Raw genomic sequence first — 18,396 nt, 5'->3', positions numbered from 1 at the left:
GGGTTTATTATTGTAATTCGTGCTTAAAGCAGATACTTATTAAAATTTAAGATCTCCATTCACTTCTCTTACTGCATTAGCAGCTTCAGCGAATTTCAATTGCTCTTCAGCAGTCAGAGTTACGTTGACAATAGATTCTACACCATTAGCACCGATGATAGCCGGAACACCAAGGCAGATATCGTTTTGTCCGTATTCTCCTTCAAGCATTAAAGAACAAGGGATCATTTTCTTTTGGTCGCAAGCAATAGCCTGAACCATTACAGAAACTGCCGCACCTGGAGCGTACCATGCTGAAGTTCCCAATAATTTTGTAAGTGTAGCACCTCCTACTTTAGTTTCTTCAATGACATATTTTTGTTGCTCATCACTTAAGAACTCCGTTACAGGAACTCCGTTTCTGGTAGCTTTGCTCAATAATGGAAGCATACCTGTATCACTGTGAGCGGCAATTACCATTCCGTCTACATCAGAAATTGGAGCTTCTAAAGCTTCAGCCAATCTGTATTTGAATCTTGCAGAGTCTAGTGCACCACCCATTCCGATGATTTTGTGCTTAGGAAGACCTGAAGTTTTATGAACAAGGTAAGCCATAGTATCCATTGGGTTAGAAACCACGATGATGATTACTTCCGGAGAATGTTTTACTAAGTTTTCAGTAACTTCTTTCACGATACCTGCGTTGATACCGATCAATTCTTCTCTTGTCATTCCAGGTTTTCTTGGAATTCCTGAAGTGATTACCGCCACATGAGAACCTGCAGTTTTGCTGTAATCTCCTGTTGTACCCGTAATTTTTGTATCAAATCCGTTAAGAGATGCTGTCTGCATCAAATCCATTGCTTTCCCTTCAGCAAACCCTTCTTTAATGTCTACCAAAACTACTTCTGAACAGAAGTTCTTCATTGCGATGTATTCTGCACAGCTTGCACCTACAGCGCCTGCACCTACTACAGTTACTTTCATATTGTTACTTTTTAAAATTATTTTTTGTTAGTTAAGTTTAAATTTGAAACTCCCCAAATTTAACAATTCCTGAAAAATTGCGCAATTTTTCAGGAATTTAATTAGAATTAAAATAAATTAGTTGACGTTCAGCAAAAACGTATATAGTTTTTTCGCACCGGAAAGAACATCGCTGTAGTTTTCCTGCATTACTTCTGTATCCAGAACTTCCTTGAAATTCTTCCACATTGGCCCTGTATTCTCCTGATAACATCCGAAAAAGTTAAACGTAACCTCATCAAAACCTTCTGTTTTAGAAAGCTGTTTGGCAATAACGTTTCCTCCCAGTGTAGAACCTTCAATTACGTACATGGCTCCCAGTGCTTCATGCTCATTACTGAACTCTAAGGAATGAGATACTTCCTGATTTTCCAGCGAAAGACTTTTCAGATCCTTTTCAATAAGTGAAAGCTTCTTTCTTGCGTTCAGCTGGAGTTTCTCTGCATATTTATCAGAAAGGCTGCTGAAGATTTTATCTTCACTGTGCAGAAGCATCAGATAATTGGTGTGAATTATTTTTTTATAATCCTCTAAGGTAAAAGTTTTATTAAAAATCTTTTCAGAATTAAAAAGTTTTTCTGCTGCATCGTGATAATCTGCTGTATTTTGTTTAAGATATTCTGAAACCATAAATAACGTTTTAAAAGTTTCTCAAATATAAGGCTTTTTGAACGTCAAAATAAAAGAAGTACCGCCTTCATTGCTTTCAAAATCAACATTTCCGCCAATCCTGTTCATGATACGGTGTACAATAGACAGTCCTATTCCATTTCCTTTAAATTTTTTGGCATTATCCATCCTGTTGAAGATCTTAAACATCTTATGTTTTTCCTCCTGAGGAATACCAATACCATTGTCTGAGATTCTGTAAATAACAGTATCTCCGTCTTCTTTTCCTTCAATTTCCACTTTTGGATGATCTTTGTGGGAAGAATATTTTACGGCATTATTGATGATATTAAGAAATACCTGATGAAGCATGGTTTTATCCGCTAAAACATCCGGGCATTCTTTAATGATGATCTCACTGGCCGGACTTCCGTATGTCATTTTAGCATTTTCCGAAATTTTATAGATCGTAGAAGCTGTTTGCAGACTTTCCAGCTGCACTTCACTGTGCTTGGCACGGCTAAGCTGTAGTACATCCTGCATCATTTCAGCCATACTGTCAATTTCTTCTATGATGGTATTTATTTTTCTTTTGCTTTTCTCCGTATCCCCGGCAAGATTTCCCAGAAGCATCTGGGCATTCAGTTTCATCACCGTCAAAGGCGTTCCCAGGTCATGAGAAATAGTATAAGAAAAACTATCAAGCTCTTCATTTAGCTTCTTAAGCTCATCATTCAGGCTTTTAATGGCGTTGTAGTTTTTGTGGGATGTTTCTAGAATCAAATCCCTTACAGCATGCACTGCACTTACACTGCGGGAGTTCCACCTTGTGGAATACCCTTTAATATTTTCCGTAAAAATATTGAAAGAGGTTCTGGGGGATACCATTTTTTTTTCTTCTCCGTTCTGAGAAAAAACGGCTACTTTTTTTTCAGGATTTCCTGCCCAGTTAATGTGCTCATCAAACTCTTTACGAAACCAGATCAGCATTTCATTTTTATCCCTTTCTATAAAGTAAAAAATAATTCCGGCAGCGGTTTCAGGAAGATTCAGTTCTTCACCGTGGTCTTTAAGAAAGCTTCGGCTTACGTAAATCCGGTCATTGGTATGCCCCAATCCCCATTGTACAATCTTGGCAATGCTTTCCATATCCGGTGTACTGCCAGATGTGATGATGCTGTTATCTGAAATAATGGCCAATCCATCTGCCTGCGGTAAGTTTTGTATCTCTTTTTTACTTTCAATAAGAGAATCCAGCAGATGATGGTGTTTTAAAAATTTTGTTTTGAGTTCAGCTATTTTTTCATTCAGTTCCAGGCGGTAATTCAGTTCGCGTTTGGATTTGAATGAGGAATAAGCATTGGCGGCCAACGTTGTGAAGATTCCGGCCTGCACTCTGTCTTCCAGGTCAATATGCTTGGGTTCCACATTCTGGCAGGTTACCAGTCCCCAGAGGTGGTCATCAATAATAATAGAAACACTGAAGCTTGATGCTGCCCCTGAATTTTTCAGATACTGCCCGTGAACAGGCGACATTCCTCTGGACGCTGAAAAAGTAAGGTCAATACTTTCCGGACTTTTGCTTAAAACCGGCACCGTATCAGCATATACATTGCTGAAAATTCTCTTTCTTTTTTTCATATAGAGATCACGTGCCTGTTTCGGAATATCAGATTCCGGATAATGAAGCCCCAGAAAGCTTTCCATATTTTCATTCTTCTTCTCTGCAATTACTTTCCCGGAACCGTCCATCATGAATTTATAGACCATCATTCTGTCATAGTTCACTACTTTTGTCAAGGTTTCCAGAAGGTGGTCCCAGAGTTCTTTTTCGTTATCTATGATGTAAAAATTATCATATTTGTTGGAAATTCTTTTGTCAGGATTGATCAGGACCTCCTCAAATTCAAGGAAGATATAAGCCTCACTTCTGAAAACAGAAAAGTGATATTCTTTTGTATTGATAAAGATTTTGTCAAAATAGGTTTCGTTTTTACGTCTGGTAAACCTTTCCAGAGAAGTGTATATTTCTGAATTGATAATACTCTGAAAGCTTTCCGGAAAATCTGTAATCTTCCTTTCGAAAAGTTTTTCCGGGCTTTCGATTGCAAATATATCCGAGATATTCCTGCTAAAAAAAGTAATGGTATGAGTCTCTGCATCAATGCCAATCAAATAACCAAAACTTTGTATAGAACCCGGAATATGGATAGGCTCTTCATGACATTCTACAAAATTCATATATCTTTTCAGTCTTTTAATCAAATATAGCGCTTTTTTAAATAATGTTAATTTTTGTGGTATCTTATTTCAAATACCTCTCTAACAAGCAGTCACGGGCGATGGTGGATAAAAAGAACATTAAAAAACGCGTTGAAATATTCTTTGTTTTTCCCCTTTTTTAATGTCATATCTCTAAAATATACAAAAAATTTCTCAATAATGGAGTTATTCATTCATTAACCATGATTCATAACATGGATTACACATTATTAACCTTAATTATTGTTTTATTTAAACAAATTTCGCTAAATTTATATCACCAAATAATGAATATGATCAAAATCCATTGAATTATTCTCAATAAATTCAATACAAAATTTAAATTCAAATAATACTATTATGAAAAAGTTCCCATTAATTTTATTTTCTCTGATCCTTTCTATAGGATTGTGGAATCCATCAGAAGCATGTACAAGAGTAGTTTACAAAGGACCCCAAAATACGGTTATCACAGCCCGTTCTATGGACTGGCGTGACGAAATTCCGGCCAACTTATGGGTTTTGCCCAAAGGAATAGACCGTAATGGATTGGTAGGTCCGAAATCTGTAAAATGGACGGCAAAATATGGAAGTCTTGTAAGCTCTTCCTGGGATATTGCGTCAGCAGACGGAATGAATGAAAAAGGATTAGTGGCCAATCTTCTTTGGCTGGGAGAATCCCAATACCCAAAATTTGATGGTAAAGGAAGTAAAAAGGGAATTGCAATTTCATTATGGGCCCAATATTATCTTGACAATTTTGCCACAGTAAAAGAAGCCGTAGAGTTCTCACGAAAAGAGCCGTTCGTTATTGTAAGTGATTATATTCCGGGAACAGAAAGGTTTACAACCGTCCACCTTTCCATTTCGGATGCTTCCGGAGACAATGCGGTATTTGAATATATTGACGGAAAACTGGTTATTCATCATGATCCCTCTTATACAGTAATGACCAACTCTCCTGTTTTTGAGGAACAGCTGGCGTTAAACAATTACTGGAAAGGGATTCCGGGAACGGTAATGCTTCCGGGAACAAACCGTGCGGCAGACCGTTTCGTACGAGCTTCCTACTACATCAATGCAATTCCTCAGACTGCAGATACCCGCACAGCAATAGCCAGTGTTTTCAGCGTTATCAGAAACTGTTCCGTACCTTATGGAATCACTTCTGCAACGGAGCCTAATATTTCCTCTACAAGATGGCGTTCTGTTTCTGATCAGAAGAATCTTGTGTATTATTTTGAGACTGTTTTCACTCCGAATACTTTCTGGGTAGATCTTAAAGATTTTGATTTAAGTCCTAAAGGAAAAGTGATGAAACTGGATCTTAGTAATAATAACACTTATAACGGGAAATCCAATGCAAATTTTAAAGAATCTGCACCTTTCACTTTCTTAGGATTAAAATAAATATTCAGCCACAACTGTACTTGCCCTTAGCAGACAATGCTCTGAGTGTACCTTTATTAGGATTAAACGGAAGCAATGTTAAGTATTCAGGTTGTTATCAGCCAAAAGATTTGTGGGTTAGTTAACAAGTTGTGGTTAAACTGATATTCACAGTAAAAACAAAAATAGATATGGCCTTTTTTTCACTTAAAAAGAAAAGCCTGATCCTTTGCATGCTGGCCTGCGGGTTATCTGCTTATGCGCAAAATCAGGATTCTCTGAAGACCACACCTCAGGCACAGGAAGAAGACAATGTAAAATATCCGCAGCTGCAGATCAAAGGCCTTTTTCAGGCGCGCTATCTTGTAGGGATGAGCAAAGATGTTGATGTAAACGGACTTCATCACACGGACGGCTCCGGAACAGATAATAATTTCATGCTGAAATACATGAGGGTCCAGGTTCGGGCACAGATCAGTAAACGTACTGAAGTGGTTGTTTTAGCCAATCTTGCCGATTTTAAAAATGATCCTAAAAGCAGAGTTCTTGAAAATGCTTACCTGAAATATACTTTCAACCCAAAGTTAGCGATTACCGTAGGACAGTTCAGACCGTGGTTCGGTATTGAAGAGACTTATCCTATTGATATTATTAAATCTTTAGACTGGTCTAATCAGTATACAGAGTTCGGAAAACTGGGCTGGACGAGCTTCCAGATCGGAATGTCTGCTACAGGACAGCTTCAATTGGGAGAAATTCCTTTCCAATACGCAGTTTCTATAGTGAACGGAAATGGAAAAAACCAGATCAATGATAATGACAACGGAAAACAGTATTCAACCCGCCTTGTGTTCGGATTATCAAAAAAATACCATTTCAATGTAGGTTTGAATGGGGGAACCGGAGAAGTTTTCAGCAAAAAAGTCTACGCTGTAGGGATAGATCTGAGCTCACTGATTCAGTTTGATCCCAAATGGAGCCTTGATATGCAGCTGGAAGCCAAACAGGCAACCAACCACGTTTTATACAACTCTATTGCCCCTGAACTTCGGCCAGACAATCCGGACCAGTATCTCATTCGTGGTGCCTATTTCCTTCCGAATCTAAGATATGAGATCAATCACAAAAACCTGAGTGCTTTTGAACTGTCCTGCCGTTACGAATATCTGGACACTAATTTCAGAATGGCTTCCAACCCAAGACAGACAATCACCCCGATGTTCGGATTGGAATTCCTGAAAAACTATGGGGCTAGAATTCAGCTGGGAGTACAGTTTGACCGCTACAAACATCAGGTGGAAAACACATCACAATACAATAATAATCTATTCATTGTCCAGGTACAAAGTAGATTCTAAACGCTTAAAATAGTTAGTATCATGAAAGAAATTAATATTAAAAACGTAGCGATCACATTTGTTGTTGCGTTAATCATATGGTTCATTCCTGCTCCGGAAGGTGTAGCCGAAAATGCCTGGCATCTGTTTGCGATCTTTGCAGCCACTATTTTAGGAATCATTCTTAAAGCAGCTCCCATGGGAACCATGTGTATGATGGCCATTGGTTTTACAGCCCTTACGCAGGTAGTCGCTCCCGGAGATGCAGGAAAATCTATTACCAAGGCTCTTTCCGGTTTTGGAGACAAAGTCATCTGGCTGATCGGGATCTCCTTCTTTATTGCCAGAGGGTTTATCAAAACAGGATTGGGAAACCGTATTGCCTTCCTATTCATAAGAGTTTTTGGTAAAAGCTCACTTGGGCTAGCTTACGGATTAGGATTGGCTGATGTCTGCCTGGCACCTGCTATTCCAAGTAATACGGCAAGAGGCGGCGGAATCATCTACCCGATCATGAAATCTATGGCGATAAGCTTTGATTCCGTTCCTGAAAAACCGGAAACTCATAGAAAATTAGGATCATTCTTAACGCTGAACAGCTATTACATGAACCTCATCGCGTCTTCCATGTTCCTTACCGGCACAGCGAGTAACCCGATGTGCCAGAAATTTGCTGCCAATCTTGGTATTGATATTACCTGGATGTCATGGGCCGCAGCGGGTTTTATTCCGGGCGCAGTAGCATTTTTTGTCGTTCCTTTAGTATTATACAAATTATATCCGCCTGAACTTAAAAAAACGGGCGATGCGCCTAAAATGGCCGCAGAAAAATTAAAAGAAATGGGGCCTATTTCCAGAAACGAATGGCTGATGCTGCTGGCGTTCTTTATCCTGCTGGCCCTTTGGATATTTGGCGGTGCACTTTCCATTGATGCTACCACAACAGCTTTCATCGGATTAACCTTATTATTACTAACTTCCGTATTAACCTGGGAGGATGTAAAAGGTGAAAAAGGTGCATGGGATACAATCGTTTGGTTCGCCGTACTGGTGATGATGGCCAGTTCTTTAAATGAATTGGGATTCATTGGCTGGTTCAGTAATCTGATCAAGGTGCAAATCGGAGGGTTGAGCTGGCAGGTAGCCTTCCCGGTGATTATTGTAGTCTATTTCTTCAGTCATTATATTTTTGCCAGCGCTACGGCGCACGTAGCAGCCATGTATGCCGCATTATTGGGGGTAGGGGTTTCTTTAGGAATTCCTCCTATGCTGCTGGCAATGATGCTGGGCTTCATGGGCTCTATTTATGGAGTGCTTACCCATTACGGGCACGGTCCGGCACCGGTATTCTTCGGAAGCGGATATGTGGACCTGAAAGCCTGGTGGCTCAGAGGTCTTGAGATAGGAATCGTTCTGCTGATCATTTATATGGTTGTAGGAGGATTGTGGATGAAAGTCTTAGGATATTATTAACCAATAAATCAAAAATATGTTATCAACATTGTCAAGAAAAATGCTGATGTGCCTTACGGGACTTTTTTTGGGATTCTTCCTGTTGATTCATTTCCTTGGAAATCTTCAGCTTTTCCTTCCGCAAGAGCAGGCACACCTGCAGTTTAATGCCTATTCGCATTTTTTATCAGGAAATATCATTATCAAAATAGTTTCTTACGTTTTGTATGCCAGTATCATTCTGCATGCGGTAGACGGCTTAATTATCACTTTAAAAAACAGAAAATCCGGCGGAGATTATAAGGCCGACAGACGTGGAAGAGCCAGCCAATGGGCTTCCAGAAATATGGGAATTCTCGGAACTTTAATCCTGATCTTCCTTGTAATTCATTTCCAGAATTTCTGGTATATCTACAAATTCGGAAATCCTCCTTTGGATGAAAACGGGAATAAAGACCTCTACGTTCTGGTAGTCAATGTCTTTAAAGAATGGTGGTACGTTATCATTTATGTTGTATCAATGATCGCTCTATGCTATCACCTGATTCACGGAATACACAGTGCTGTAAGAACTCTGGGATTATATCATCCAAAATTTGTACAATGGTTTAAAACCATCGGGATTGCTTATTCAATCATTATATGTGTTGGTTTTGCATTAATGCCCATTTATGTATTCTTTACGTATCATTAAACACAACGGTCATGATTTTAGATTCAAAAATACCACAGGGCCCATTGGAACATAAATGGGAAAACTATAAAAAGAAAGCAAGACTCGTTAATCCTGCCAACCGAAAAAAACTGGATGTCATTGTTGTAGGAACGGGACTGGCAGGAAGTTCTATCGCTGCGTCTTTAGGAGAAATGGGATATAATGTGAAATCATTCTGTTTTCAGGACAGCCCGAGAAGAGCACATTCTGTGGCAGCACAGGGAGGTGTGAATGCAGCAAAAAACTATAAAAACGATGGCGACAGTGTTTACAGAATGTTTGTTGACACCCTGAAAGGAGGAGACTTCAGAGCGCGTGAGGCCAATGTATACCGAATGGCAGAATGTTCTCTGAACCTCATTGACCAGGCTGTGGCACAGGGCGTTCCCTTTGGCCGTGAATATGGGGGATATCTGAACAACCGTTCATTCGGAGGGGTTCAGGTAAGCCGTACGTTCTACGCAAGAGGACAAACTGGGCAGCAGCTTCTTCTGGGTGCTTATCAAGCGTTGATGAGACAGGTAGGAAAAGGTTCCGTGCAATTATTTTCAAGACATGAAATGCTGGATCTGGTGACTGTTGACGGCAAAGCCAGAGGAATTATCGTAAGAAATTTAGACACGGGAGATATTGAAAGACATGCAGCTCACGCTGTTGTATTGGCAACAGGAGGTTACGGAAAAATTTATTACCTCTCTACCCTTGCCATGGGATGTAACGGTTCTGCCATCTGGAGAGCACATAAAAAAGGAGCTTTAATGGCTTCCCCGAGCTGGATACAGGTACATCCTACTTCCCTTCCGCAATCCGGAGATTATCAGTCAAAACTGACCTTAATGTCTGAATCTTTACGTAATGACGGGCGGATCTGGGTTCCGTTGAAGGAAGGGGAAAACAGACCACCAAATGATATTCCGGAAAATGAAAGGGATTATTATCTCGAAAGAAGATATCCTGCTTTTGGAAACCTTGCTCCAAGGGATATTTCTTCCCGTGCCGCCAAGGAGAGAATTGATGCCGGGTTCGGAATCGGGCCGTTGAAAAATGCGGTATATCTCGATTTTTCGAAGGCAATACAGGAACAGGGAAAAGAGAAGATTAAAGAAAAATACGGAAACTTATTCGACATGTATCTTAAAATAACAGGATATGATGCGTATAAAGAACCTATGATGATCTCTCCTTCTGCGCACTTCTCCATGGGCGGACTTTGGGTAGATTATGAGCTGATGACTACTGTTCCCGGTCTATTTGCTTTAGGTGAAGCCAATTTTGCCGATCACGGAGCCAACAGATTAGGAGCCAACTCACTTCTGCAGGCATCAGTAGACGGATATTTCATTGCTCCTTACACCATTGCCAATTATCTGGCTGATGAAATTCATACCGGAAAAATTTCACCCGATACCCCTGAATTTGAACAGGCCGAACAAGCGGTTAAAGACCAGATTAATAATTTCATCAACATCAAAGGAACCAAAACCGTTGATTATTTCCACAAAACATTAGGAAAACTCCTGTATGATTATTGCGGACTGGCCAGAAATGAAGAAGGACTGAAATATGCCATTCAGGAAATCCGAAAACTGAAACAGGAATTTTACAAAGACGTAAAGGTTTCCGGACAGGGAGATCAAATGAATACCGAACTGGAAAAGGCAGGCCGTGTAGCCGATTATTTTGAAATAGGAGAACTGATGTGCTATGATGCATTAACCCGTAACGAATCCTGCGGAGCTCATTTCAGAGAAGAATATCAGACTCCGGATGGAGAAGCGATGAGAAATGATGCAGAATACCAATTTATCTCCGCATGGGCATGGACAGGCGAAAACGGAGAACCTGAACTGATCCGGGAACCTCTGGTTTTTGAAGAGATTCAGCCAACGGTAAGAAGTTACAAATAAAAAACAGAAAATTATGGATTTACATCTTAAGATATGGAGACAGAAAGATAGAAAAAGTGAAGGAAAACTGGTCCCTTACGACCTGAAAGGATTGAATTCCCATATGTCTTTCTTAGAAATGCTGGATACCCTGAATGAAAAGCTGATCATTGAGGGGGATGAACCTGTAGAATTTGATCACGACTGCCGTGAAGGAATCTGCGGACAATGCGGGATGATGATTAACGGTATTGCCCACGGTCCATTAAAAAACACCACTACCTGCCAGCTTCATTTACGATCATTTAAAGATGGGGAAACCATTTTGATAGAACCGTTCCGTTCCGAAGCATTTCCCGTAAAGAAAGATTTAAAAGTAGACCGCTCAGCTTTTGACAGAATTATCTCTTCAGGAGGCTTTGTGTCTGTCAATACAGGCCAGGCCCCTGATGCTACCGCCATTCCGGTGACCCATCAGACGGCTGAGGAAGCTTTTGATTCCGCGGCTTGTATTGGATGTGGAGCTTGTGTTGCCACTTGCAAAAACGGAAGTGCAGCTTTGTTTACCTCTGCAAAAATCACCCACATGGCCCTTCTTCCACAGGGAAAAGAAGAACGGAGCAAAAGGGTGCTGGATATGGTAGCTCAGATGGATACGGAATTATTCGGTCACTGCTCGAATACAGAAGCCTGTGAGGTGGAATGCCCTCAGGGAATTTCTGTACTGAATATTGCCCGGATGAACTTTGAATATAACCGAGCTTTATTTTTCAGAAAAAAGAATTAATCCGGAAAAATAAGAGATACAGATAAAATGGCGGATTTGATTAATTTCAAATCCGCCATTTTATTTTTAGTTTCCGGATATTTTTTTCTAAACATCCATCATTGCTACCACTCTTGCCGGAGCAGCAGAACCGCCGACAATCTTCAGTGGAAATACACAGATTTTAAATCCGGACGGAGGTAATGCACGTAGATTTGTGAGCTGTTCGATATGCAGATATTCTTTTTCAATACCTACACGGTGCCCTTCCCAGAAGAATTCCGGATCATTGAGTTCTTTGGCTTTCTGAGCCATATATTTCAGAGGAAGATCCCAGCCCCACTGATCAATTCCCATTACTTTTACCCCTTGGTCTATCAGCCATTCTGTAGCTTCTTTGCTCATTCCCGTTCCTTTTTCTACAAAATCCGGAGTACCCATCATTTTATCCCGATCCGTTCTGATCAGAACAATATTTCCTTCCTGGATGGTAATTCCGTTTTTACCAAGATCTTTTTTAAGATCATCTACGGTAATGGCCACAAAATCTTCTTTATGAGTACAGTCGATCACAATTCCGTCTCCAAAACACCATTCCAGCGGAATCTGGTCTATCGTTTTAGCAGGCTTTCCTTCCACTACAGGGCCGTAATGCCAGGGAGCATCAATATGTGTTGTAGCATGAAGCCCCATATTTTTGATGGTATCATCTGCCCATCCAATCCAGTTTTTAGGAAAAAGCCTTGAAGGAAGTCTTAATGCCAACCTAATCAACCAATGTGATTTCCGGTGTGCTTTATGTTTAATTTTCACCCGCATGAACCATGGGTCTCCCGCATTGTATTGGATAGGTTTTGTCAGATCGACAAGTTTTGTTTTCATATGATTTAGCTAAGAAGACAAAGATAATGAATAAGGTAAAAAAACGAATAGATATTAGCAAATGAAAAAAAGATTAGCTGTTACTAATCTTTTTCTAATTCTAATGGGTTTTCGTATTTTTTGTTTTCTTCCCGTTCTTTTTGTCTTTGCCTTATCATTTCTTGACCTTGTATAATAGTTGTACCGTAACTAGCGAGTACACCGGCGACATTAGATTCTACATTCTGTTTTGCTTGTTTTAATTTTGCTTGTGTAGTTTCTGTAGCTCCAGTATATCGACTTTCCCTAATATTAACTAATTTACCTTTTAATTTAGAAGTAGGTACAGATTTTACAAGTTCAAAATCATAATCTCCTTTATCATCTGTTATTTTGACAATTAATCCAGGTAATCCGCTAAATTTCATCGGACCATAAGGAAACGGAATTTCAGGAGAATACCAAGCTATCCAATGACGCCCTTTAAAAGTAACTTCTGCTTTTTTACAATTAATTGTGTTAATTATTTTTGTTTCATCTATAAGTTTCCAATTTTTTATTACAGGTTCTTTATACGTAAGTAACGACATAAAAGCGAAATCGAAATATTGTATATTTTCATTAGATTGTATAATTGTAAAGTTGAAACTCGTTTTTGGAATCACGACCCCTGCTTTCCAACCAAGAATTATACTTCCATCAGGATTATTTGATGCTGTACCTGAATTTGTCATTACTGAATCACCCTTCAACGATACAGCACTTGCAAAAAAAGCTCGTCGATTTGCTATTTGTAAGATGAATAGTTCTTCATATCGGTTGTCAGTTCGATTATCGAATTTAGCTTTTAATTGATAAGTGAATTCCCCACGCAGAGTATCGTGTTTGTATGATTGTGTATAAAATAAAACACTAGAAAATAAAATGAATATTTGTATTAGTTTTTTATAGTAATGCATAAGAGATATTTTCATTATAAACTAAATTGATTTTACCCCTGTTACTTAAACAAAAATGTATTTATTAAAAAAATTCATCTGAATATTTTTTTTATATGTTAAATAGTCAATGTTAAACATGGACTTTTACCTCTAAATTCTAAAACAGGTAGTTATTCTGATGTATTATTATCAGATTCAGGGTTTTTACCTTTTTACTTTTTCGCCTTTTACTTTCTAAAACCCTCTGGGAATCATAACCTTCTTCGGATCATTTTCATCATACATGATTTCTACGGTTCCTTTTTTAGGGACGGAAGACAGATTCAGACGGCTGACTATTTTCTTATATACGGTAATATGTTCGGTTCCTCTAAAATCTTTAAAACTCAGCTGAAACATAATTTGAGGCTGATCGTTCACGGTGAGCCCCGTCTCACTTACGCTGATGATGTCAGCTTCTGCACTTCTTCCCGAAAAAAGGATGCGTTCCTCTTTTGTATTTTTAAAAAACCTTCCGAAAATCAGCTGAAAAACCAATACATACATAATCGACATAACACCGCTGAAAATAATCGGGTGCATGAATGTCAGAAACCTCCAGCCGAAATCAAAAGATTCTCGCCAATAGAAATAAGAGTATAAGCCAATAACATAAGCAATCAATAATACAAGAAATACGATCCTTAAGAACATTCCTGATGTATTGAATCCTACTTTCTGATCACTTAAAATAAAGAAAGGTTCCTGTGATACCTTAGGATTCAGCAATACTTTTACGGTGTTTCCCACCTCAAATCTTTTTTCGTGTGGTTTAGCATCATGAAACATCATTTTATGTTCTATCACGGTATTGCTGCGGTTAGGAAAAGAAAGTCTGACCTCAATGAGATTCATGTTTTTTTGGGGAATGTATTTGAGAAGTTTATAATCAATAATTCGGGCGTCTCTTGGAACTCCGTTCTGTAAAATGGACTGAATAGTATTCTTCTCTTTAAAAGCTTTAATGAAAAGTTTATTGATAAAGAAAATAATCACATACCCCCATATCAACAAAGAAAAACCGAGATACCCATAGCTCACCGCTAATGAATTTCTCGGTTCTGCTGCCAGCTCCTCATTCAGCATATACAATAAGATTGGAAAAGGAGCGCAGAAAAAAATGAAAAAAGCTCCCCAGAAAATAATCAGAAATTTCATAGCTTCTATTTTGTATCAGCAATAAAGTTATGATATTATTATGGAACGGAGATTTCTTTTTTACACCTCTTTTTCGAAATAAAGTCTGTAGTATTTTCCTTTATCATCCTCGCCCATTTCAATTTTCTGACGGTCTCCGTGGATGTAGATATGGAAATTTTTATCCAGCTTAATGATGCTCTTAAAATGTCTCTGGGTCTTTTTTACCGCCGCTTCACTGATCGGGAATTCTTCCGCGATATTCACCTGCATATCCTGCTCGTAATCTGTTTTAAAATTGACGAAACTTTCAATTACATGCTCATCACCCAGCACTTCACTGGCAAATTCATCCAGCTTGAATTCTTCTTTTTCCTTGAAGAAATTGATAGACTTATTCAGGAAATCTGCCTGGTCTGCCTTGGAAACTTCAAATTCCTGAGGAAGCTGTTTGGTGATATAATCTTTATACACCATCAACGCTTCCTGCGTGTGGAAATATTCGTCATCACGTTGTTTTACTTTCAGGAAATCTTCAAACCAGTAATACATATCCCCGTTTTTGTTATTATCAACTACAGAAAGTACATATCCTGTTTCTTTATTGTTGTTGTAGATCAAAGCCGCCTTATCAATTTTAGACAAACCGATTCCCTGGTCTTTTTCAATATCAAATGTTTCTTCGGAAGGATTTATTTTCAGGAAAGATTCTCTCTTCTCTGTTTTGAAAATCCCTATTTTATCCACTTTGTCCGGACGGTCACTTTCATCTTCAAAGAGTACAATGAAAAGCTCTCCGCTCTGAACTCTCGGATTTTCTGCTGCTTCATAAAGGTGTTTTGCAATATTTTCAGATTCCCAGATGAACTTGTCTTTATCATCGAAAATTTCTGATACCGCACTGTACACCGGATTATTCACCAGATACGTATCACTGTAAAAGTGGAACGTTTCTTCTGATTTAAAAGAACCTAAAAAGTAATCTTCAAGCATTTCTGCCATTCCTTCTTCCAGCTTCAATTCTTCCTGTGAAATCGTCAGGGAATCCCCGTTGATCTTATTTCCGACTCTGTGTACTATTATTTTTGAAAACATTTTTCTGAATATTTGGACTGCAAAGATATTCATTCTTATCCTTTCTGCGAAACTTAAAAAATGTCATTTTGTACTACTCTCTTTTGACCACCCCGTCAAAATTCTTTCAATTCTCAACACCCCTCCAAAGGATGGGAATTCTCGGTCATTCATTTGTAATGAAAGATAGCACAAGTTTTTCTCTTTCATTTTCAATTTGATAAAAACCTTATCATTTTGACATGTTTTTTTATGATAAAAACCAGACAAAAAACCTACAAAAAATTCATTATCAATATTTTAAGTAAAAATAAATTCCAGCGGAATACCTTTGGCATCATCATTTGAAAACATAGAAAATGGACTTAAAGACTTTGAACAGAATAGACAAGCTCAGAAGGTTAAAAAGCAAAGGACCCGAGACTCCAAAGTGGCTCAAGCCCTATCACCTGCTCTTTTTGGCTTTTCTGACTATTTTCATCTTTGGTGCTTTCATCAAAGTGCTGGAATACAATCACCATTAAAATATACTCTTATGAATTATCTGCAAGCAGTAAAGGAAATCACAGATGTGGTTCCCGATTTTGAAAACGAAGTAAAAGACATTAAAATTCAGAACTCATACAGCATCATCCGCACTTTTACGGAACGTATTAAAAATATGATCCGTCAGAATGACAGAAACCTGCTGTTCAGAAGTTTACAGAAAATGGACAAAATATACACTGACGGAGATACAGTATTAAAGAATGCTATTGAGACTACTTTTATCTATTCTCTGGACAACTGTACCGCTTTCTGCAGTGAGGAATACAGAAAAGTGATTTTCAACCATATTTCTGCCAATCTGCAGAAAGTGCATTCAAGACAGATTTACAGCCATGGTATATAACGGTTTTATTACATTATTAAGCCGTTTCATTACAAAGTGTTTAGATTAAACAAAAATTAAAATAACTCACAATCAATAGATTATGAAAAACAAAATAAGAAGAATTTCCGACTGGAAAACGTGGAAAACCACGACTAACAGACACAATGCAGAGATATTGCTCACTCACATTGCTGTGATCTTAGGGGTATTTATTTTTGCGGCCTGTTTATAAATTTTGGTATACATTTCGCTGCATCTAAAAGTGTTTGAAAAATTATTAATTATGATGAAAGAACAAATGCAAACTATTAATCAAAAATTAGCTGTTGAGTACTTAAAATTTTTCTATCCGCCACTTCGCAATGAAATTATCCAGCTGTCTGTTCAGGACAATTTTGCCGGAATCATGCAGGCCACCGTAAATTACTTAAAAAACCTTTTACAGGAATCTAAGATCAGTATTATCGCCCATCATATTAAACTGATGGACTGGCTTTACAGGAATGGTAATTCTTATGTACGAGACATGATTGAAAACATGTTTGTACGGTCTTTTGAAAGCTTTAAAAAGCATGCAAAAATCCAACATTGGAAACTCCTTTATCAATACATGCCGGTAAGCTTCCAGATCATTTATAATGAGCAGCAGAAGCAGGATCAGATGTATTTTGGAAAATAAATTAAGGTAAAAAGGCGAAAGGCAAAAATAAATTTGTTCTCTCGCCTTTTTCTTTTTTAGTCAGTTAACTCTGATTTCCTTTCTGTTTTGTTTCATTAATACCTGTGAAAGCCCTATTTTTGTAAAAATGTACCCATGAAATATCCCTTTTATGCCCTGATGACGGCATTGTCAATCATCTCATGTGAAAATAATGACAATACCCATGATGATCCGAGACCTATTGATAAAGAAATGTATCTGTTTGAATTCAAAAGCTACAGTGTAAAAAATACGGTGCTGTACAAGGGATCCAATGGGGAAAAGTCTACACCGGAGGAGTCTTATCTCAACGATTACTGGAAAGAGTACCGGCAACCTGCCTGGGAAAAGATAAGCCTTGATCTTACCAGCAAAACCATCAGATTAATTTCTGAAAATTCATCTACAGATTTCACTTATAGTTTCACGATCGTCAATGACTCTGTACTCATCAAGGAAAAGGCTATGAATACACCGTCTTACATTGGTAATTTCGATAAAAGCACTTCATCCTTTACGTTAAAAAGAACGTACAGATATATAAAAAGAGTACCCAGAGCAGATGAAGAAGGCCTTCTGATCACTAAAAGTGCACATTTTGGGACTACCCAATATGAAAATGTTTTTGGAAATATTTTTACCAATCCTTCTCAAATGATAAAATCAGGAGATCAGGTTTTATGGACGAATATTGAATATTACTATAAAAAGCAGTAATCAACAGATTATAAAAAAAAATCCCTCCAATACATTTATTGGAGGGATTTTCTATTTTTTTCTTCTTATTTCTTTACAAATACCTTTTCGATGGTCTGTGCCTCTTCATTAGTTAGTTTTGAGGCTTTTCCCAGCTTGGCAATGAAAGTGGTAACTTCTTCCGGTGTTGCCGGAGATCCCAGATTTTCTCCTTTCGCATCAAAAGAATCTGCCAATACATCTCCTTTCGGGCTTACAATCAGCCAGAACGGAAGTCCGGCATTTTCGCCTTTATATTTATTCATCAGCTCTTGTCCGCCCGGGTTTTCAAGGCTTTTTTTATCACCTCTTTCCTGAACATCTATATATGCTGTAACAAATCTTTTATCAAAAATGAGTTTAGTTTCGGGAAGATCCATATTTTTCTCCATCATCTTACACCATTTGCACCATGAGGCATGGAACACCAATAAAACATTTTTCTTACCTGCTTTAGCTTCCGTTAAAGCTTTATTCAATACAATATCTGCTTTTTCCTGAGCTGCTCCCAATTGAAACAGCAGAAGGGTAACAATGACAAAAATTTTAGGGTATTTCATTTTGAATTTTTATTTTAAGTCTACACGAATTTAAGTATTTACTCATTAGTTATT

At 38.2% G+C, this 18,396-nt stretch carries 19 protein-coding genes; 11 read left to right on the top strand and 8 right to left on the bottom strand.

The features are described 5' to 3' along the window. Positions 1-39: 39 nt before the first annotated feature. From BLW74_RS03525 to BLW74_RS03515, 3 genes are all read right to left on the bottom strand, one after another. Positions 40-966, bottom strand: coding sequence for a malate dehydrogenase (locus tag BLW74_RS03525; protein WP_034699354.1), 927 nt, complete (start codon positions 964-966; stop codon positions 40-42). A gap of 117 nt (positions 967-1,083) precedes the next feature. Beyond that, the gene (locus BLW74_RS03520) at positions 1,084-1,635 is read right to left on the bottom strand and encodes a biliverdin-producing heme oxygenase (RefSeq protein ID WP_089690056.1); all 552 of its coding nucleotides are present in this window, start codon (positions 1,633-1,635) and stop codon (positions 1,084-1,086) included. Positions 1,636-1,656: 21 nt separating this feature from the next. Then, positions 1,657-3,855: an ATP-binding protein gene (locus BLW74_RS03515; protein WP_089690055.1), complete on the bottom strand. Its 2,199-nt coding sequence runs from the start codon at positions 3,853-3,855 to the stop codon at positions 1,657-1,659. A gap of 381 nt (positions 3,856-4,236) precedes the next feature. Here BLW74_RS03515 and BLW74_RS03510 point away from each other — a divergent pair, with 381 nt between their 5' ends. The 6 genes from BLW74_RS03510 (at position 4,237) to BLW74_RS03485 (ending at position 11,442) form a co-directional block, all read left to right on the top strand. After that, positions 4,237-5,286 (top strand): linear amide C-N hydrolase, encoded by a 1,050-nt coding sequence (locus BLW74_RS03510; RefSeq protein ID WP_089690054.1) that lies wholly within the window; start codon positions 4,237-4,239, stop codon positions 5,284-5,286. A 170-nt stretch (positions 5,287-5,456) separates the two neighbouring features. Further along, the gene (locus BLW74_RS03505) at positions 5,457-6,623 is read left to right on the top strand and encodes a porin (protein ID WP_089690660.1); all 1,167 of its coding nucleotides are present in this window, start codon (positions 5,457-5,459) and stop codon (positions 6,621-6,623) included. Positions 6,624-6,644: 21 nt separating this feature from the next. Further along, entirely contained in the window at positions 6,645-8,075 is a 1,431-nt protein-coding gene (locus BLW74_RS03500) for an anion permease (protein WP_089690053.1), read from the top strand. Between the two features lie 16 nt (positions 8,076-8,091). Further along, entirely contained in the window at positions 8,092-8,748 is a 657-nt protein-coding gene (locus tag BLW74_RS03495; RefSeq protein ID WP_089690052.1) for a succinate dehydrogenase cytochrome b subunit, read from the top strand. A gap of 11 nt (positions 8,749-8,759) precedes the next feature. Beyond that, the gene (locus BLW74_RS03490) at positions 8,760-10,676 is read left to right on the top strand and encodes a fumarate reductase/succinate dehydrogenase flavoprotein subunit (protein ID WP_089690051.1); all 1,917 of its coding nucleotides are present in this window, start codon (positions 8,760-8,762) and stop codon (positions 10,674-10,676) included. 13 nt (positions 10,677-10,689) lie between these two features. Then, a complete protein-coding gene (locus BLW74_RS03485; RefSeq protein ID WP_089690050.1) occupies positions 10,690-11,442 on the top strand; it encodes a succinate dehydrogenase/fumarate reductase iron-sulfur subunit in 753 nt (250 codons plus the stop codon). Between the two features lie 87 nt (positions 11,443-11,529). Here BLW74_RS03485 and BLW74_RS03480 read toward each other — a convergent pair whose 3' ends face one another. The 4 genes from BLW74_RS03480 to BLW74_RS03465 all read right to left on the bottom strand — a co-directional run bounded on the left by BLW74_RS03480 (position 11,530) and on the right by BLW74_RS03465 (position 15,494). After that, positions 11,530-12,303, bottom strand: a complete 774-nt coding sequence (locus BLW74_RS03480; protein ID WP_089690049.1) for a cyclase family protein — start codon at positions 12,301-12,303, stop codon at positions 11,530-11,532. A gap of 83 nt (positions 12,304-12,386) precedes the next feature. Further along, a complete protein-coding gene (locus tag BLW74_RS03475) occupies positions 12,387-13,256 on the bottom strand; it encodes a GLPGLI family protein (RefSeq protein WP_228424750.1) in 870 nt (289 codons plus the stop codon). A 201-nt stretch (positions 13,257-13,457) separates the two neighbouring features. Continuing rightward, on the bottom strand, positions 13,458-14,420 hold the full coding sequence (locus tag BLW74_RS03470; protein ID WP_089690048.1) for a hypothetical protein: 963 nt from the start codon (positions 14,418-14,420) through the stop codon (positions 13,458-13,460). A gap of 60 nt (positions 14,421-14,480) precedes the next feature. Further along, complete coding sequence (locus tag BLW74_RS03465; RefSeq protein WP_089690047.1) at positions 14,481-15,494, bottom strand: nucleoid-associated protein; 1,014 nt, start codon at positions 15,492-15,494, stop codon at positions 14,481-14,483. Between the two features lie 338 nt (positions 15,495-15,832). On the opposite strand from BLW74_RS03465, the gene BLW74_RS22305 reads away from it, so the two are divergent. The 5 genes from BLW74_RS22305 (at position 15,833) to BLW74_RS03450 (ending at position 17,764) form a co-directional block, all read left to right on the top strand. Next, the gene (locus BLW74_RS22305; protein WP_167358368.1) at positions 15,833-15,997 is read left to right on the top strand and encodes a hypothetical protein; all 165 of its coding nucleotides are present in this window, start codon (positions 15,833-15,835) and stop codon (positions 15,995-15,997) included. 11 nt (positions 15,998-16,008) lie between these two features. Then, complete coding sequence (locus tag BLW74_RS03460; RefSeq protein ID WP_089690046.1) at positions 16,009-16,365, top strand: DUF7674 family protein; 357 nt, start codon at positions 16,009-16,011, stop codon at positions 16,363-16,365. Positions 16,366-16,447: 82 nt separating this feature from the next. Then, positions 16,448-16,579 carry a hypothetical protein gene (locus tag BLW74_RS22775; protein ID WP_262487310.1) on the top strand — a complete coding sequence of 44 codons (132 nt, stop codon included), beginning with the start codon at positions 16,448-16,450 and terminating at the stop codon, positions 16,577-16,579. Between the two features lie 51 nt (positions 16,580-16,630). After that, positions 16,631-17,026: a DUF7674 family protein gene (locus BLW74_RS03455; protein WP_089690045.1), complete on the top strand. Its 396-nt coding sequence runs from the start codon at positions 16,631-16,633 to the stop codon at positions 17,024-17,026. 135 nt (positions 17,027-17,161) lie between these two features. Further along, on the top strand, positions 17,162-17,764 hold the full coding sequence (locus BLW74_RS03450; RefSeq protein WP_089690044.1) for a hypothetical protein: 603 nt from the start codon (positions 17,162-17,164) through the stop codon (positions 17,762-17,764). Positions 17,765-17,829: 65 nt separating this feature from the next. On the opposite strand, the gene BLW74_RS03445 is transcribed toward BLW74_RS03450, so the two are convergent. Continuing rightward, complete coding sequence (locus BLW74_RS03445; RefSeq protein ID WP_089690043.1) at positions 17,830-18,342, bottom strand: thioredoxin family protein; 513 nt, start codon at positions 18,340-18,342, stop codon at positions 17,830-17,832. Positions 18,343-18,396: the final 54 nt, after the last annotated feature.

It is taken from the genome of Chryseobacterium culicis (assembly GCF_900108365.1).
GTDB classification, from domain to species: Bacteria; Bacteroidota; Bacteroidia; order Flavobacteriales; family Weeksellaceae; genus Chryseobacterium; species Chryseobacterium culicis.
The sequence above is the reverse complement of the archived record's forward strand: the minus strand, read 5'-3'. Positions and strand labels throughout refer to the sequence as shown.

What these genes read in the sequence shown, in the direction of transcription:
- BLW74_RS03460 (WP_089690046.1), top strand. Translation starts at nt 16,009, where the DNA reads ATGAATTATCTGCAAGCAGTAAAGGAAATCACAGATGTGGTTCCCGAT.
- BLW74_RS03455 (WP_089690045.1), top strand. Translation starts at nt 16,631, where the DNA reads ATGATGAAAGAACAAATGCAAACTATTAATCAAAAATTAGCTGTTGAG.
- BLW74_RS03490 (WP_089690051.1), top strand. Translation starts at nt 8,760, where the DNA reads ATGATTTTAGATTCAAAAATACCACAGGGCCCATTGGAACATAAATGG.
- BLW74_RS03465 (WP_089690047.1), bottom strand. Translation starts at nt 15,494, where the DNA reads ATGTTTTCAAAAATAATAGTACACAGAGTCGGAAATAAGATCAACGGG.
- BLW74_RS03515 (WP_089690055.1), bottom strand. Translation starts at nt 3,855, where the DNA reads ATGAATTTTGTAGAATGTCATGAAGAGCCTATCCATATTCCGGGTTCT.
- BLW74_RS03470 (WP_089690048.1), bottom strand. Translation starts at nt 14,420, where the DNA reads ATGAAATTTCTGATTATTTTCTGGGGAGCTTTTTTCATTTTTTTCTGC.
- BLW74_RS03510 (WP_089690054.1), top strand. Translation starts at nt 4,237, where the DNA reads ATGAAAAAGTTCCCATTAATTTTATTTTCTCTGATCCTTTCTATAGGA.
- BLW74_RS22775 (WP_262487310.1), top strand. Translation starts at nt 16,448, where the DNA reads ATGAAAAACAAAATAAGAAGAATTTCCGACTGGAAAACGTGGAAAACC.
- BLW74_RS03480 (WP_089690049.1), bottom strand. Translation starts at nt 12,303, where the DNA reads ATGAAAACAAAACTTGTCGATCTGACAAAACCTATCCAATACAATGCG.
- BLW74_RS03450 (WP_089690044.1), top strand. Translation starts at nt 17,162, where the DNA reads ATGAAATATCCCTTTTATGCCCTGATGACGGCATTGTCAATCATCTCA.
- BLW74_RS03500 (WP_089690053.1), top strand. Translation starts at nt 6,645, where the DNA reads ATGAAAGAAATTAATATTAAAAACGTAGCGATCACATTTGTTGTTGCG.
- BLW74_RS22305 (WP_167358368.1), top strand. Translation starts at nt 15,833, where the DNA reads ATGGACTTAAAGACTTTGAACAGAATAGACAAGCTCAGAAGGTTAAAA.
- BLW74_RS03520 (WP_089690056.1), bottom strand. Translation starts at nt 1,635, where the DNA reads ATGGTTTCAGAATATCTTAAACAAAATACAGCAGATTATCACGATGCA.
- BLW74_RS03505 (WP_089690660.1), top strand. Translation starts at nt 5,457, where the DNA reads ATGGCCTTTTTTTCACTTAAAAAGAAAAGCCTGATCCTTTGCATGCTG.
- BLW74_RS03445 (WP_089690043.1), bottom strand. Translation starts at nt 18,342, where the DNA reads ATGAAATACCCTAAAATTTTTGTCATTGTTACCCTTCTGCTGTTTCAA.
- BLW74_RS03495 (WP_089690052.1), top strand. Translation starts at nt 8,092, where the DNA reads ATGTTATCAACATTGTCAAGAAAAATGCTGATGTGCCTTACGGGACTT.
- BLW74_RS03485 (WP_089690050.1), top strand. Translation starts at nt 10,690, where the DNA reads ATGGATTTACATCTTAAGATATGGAGACAGAAAGATAGAAAAAGTGAA.
- BLW74_RS03525 (WP_034699354.1), bottom strand. Translation starts at nt 966, where the DNA reads ATGAAAGTAACTGTAGTAGGTGCAGGCGCTGTAGGTGCAAGCTGTGCA.
- BLW74_RS03475 (WP_228424750.1), bottom strand. Translation starts at nt 13,256, where the DNA reads ATGAAAATATCTCTTATGCATTACTATAAAAAACTAATACAAATATTC.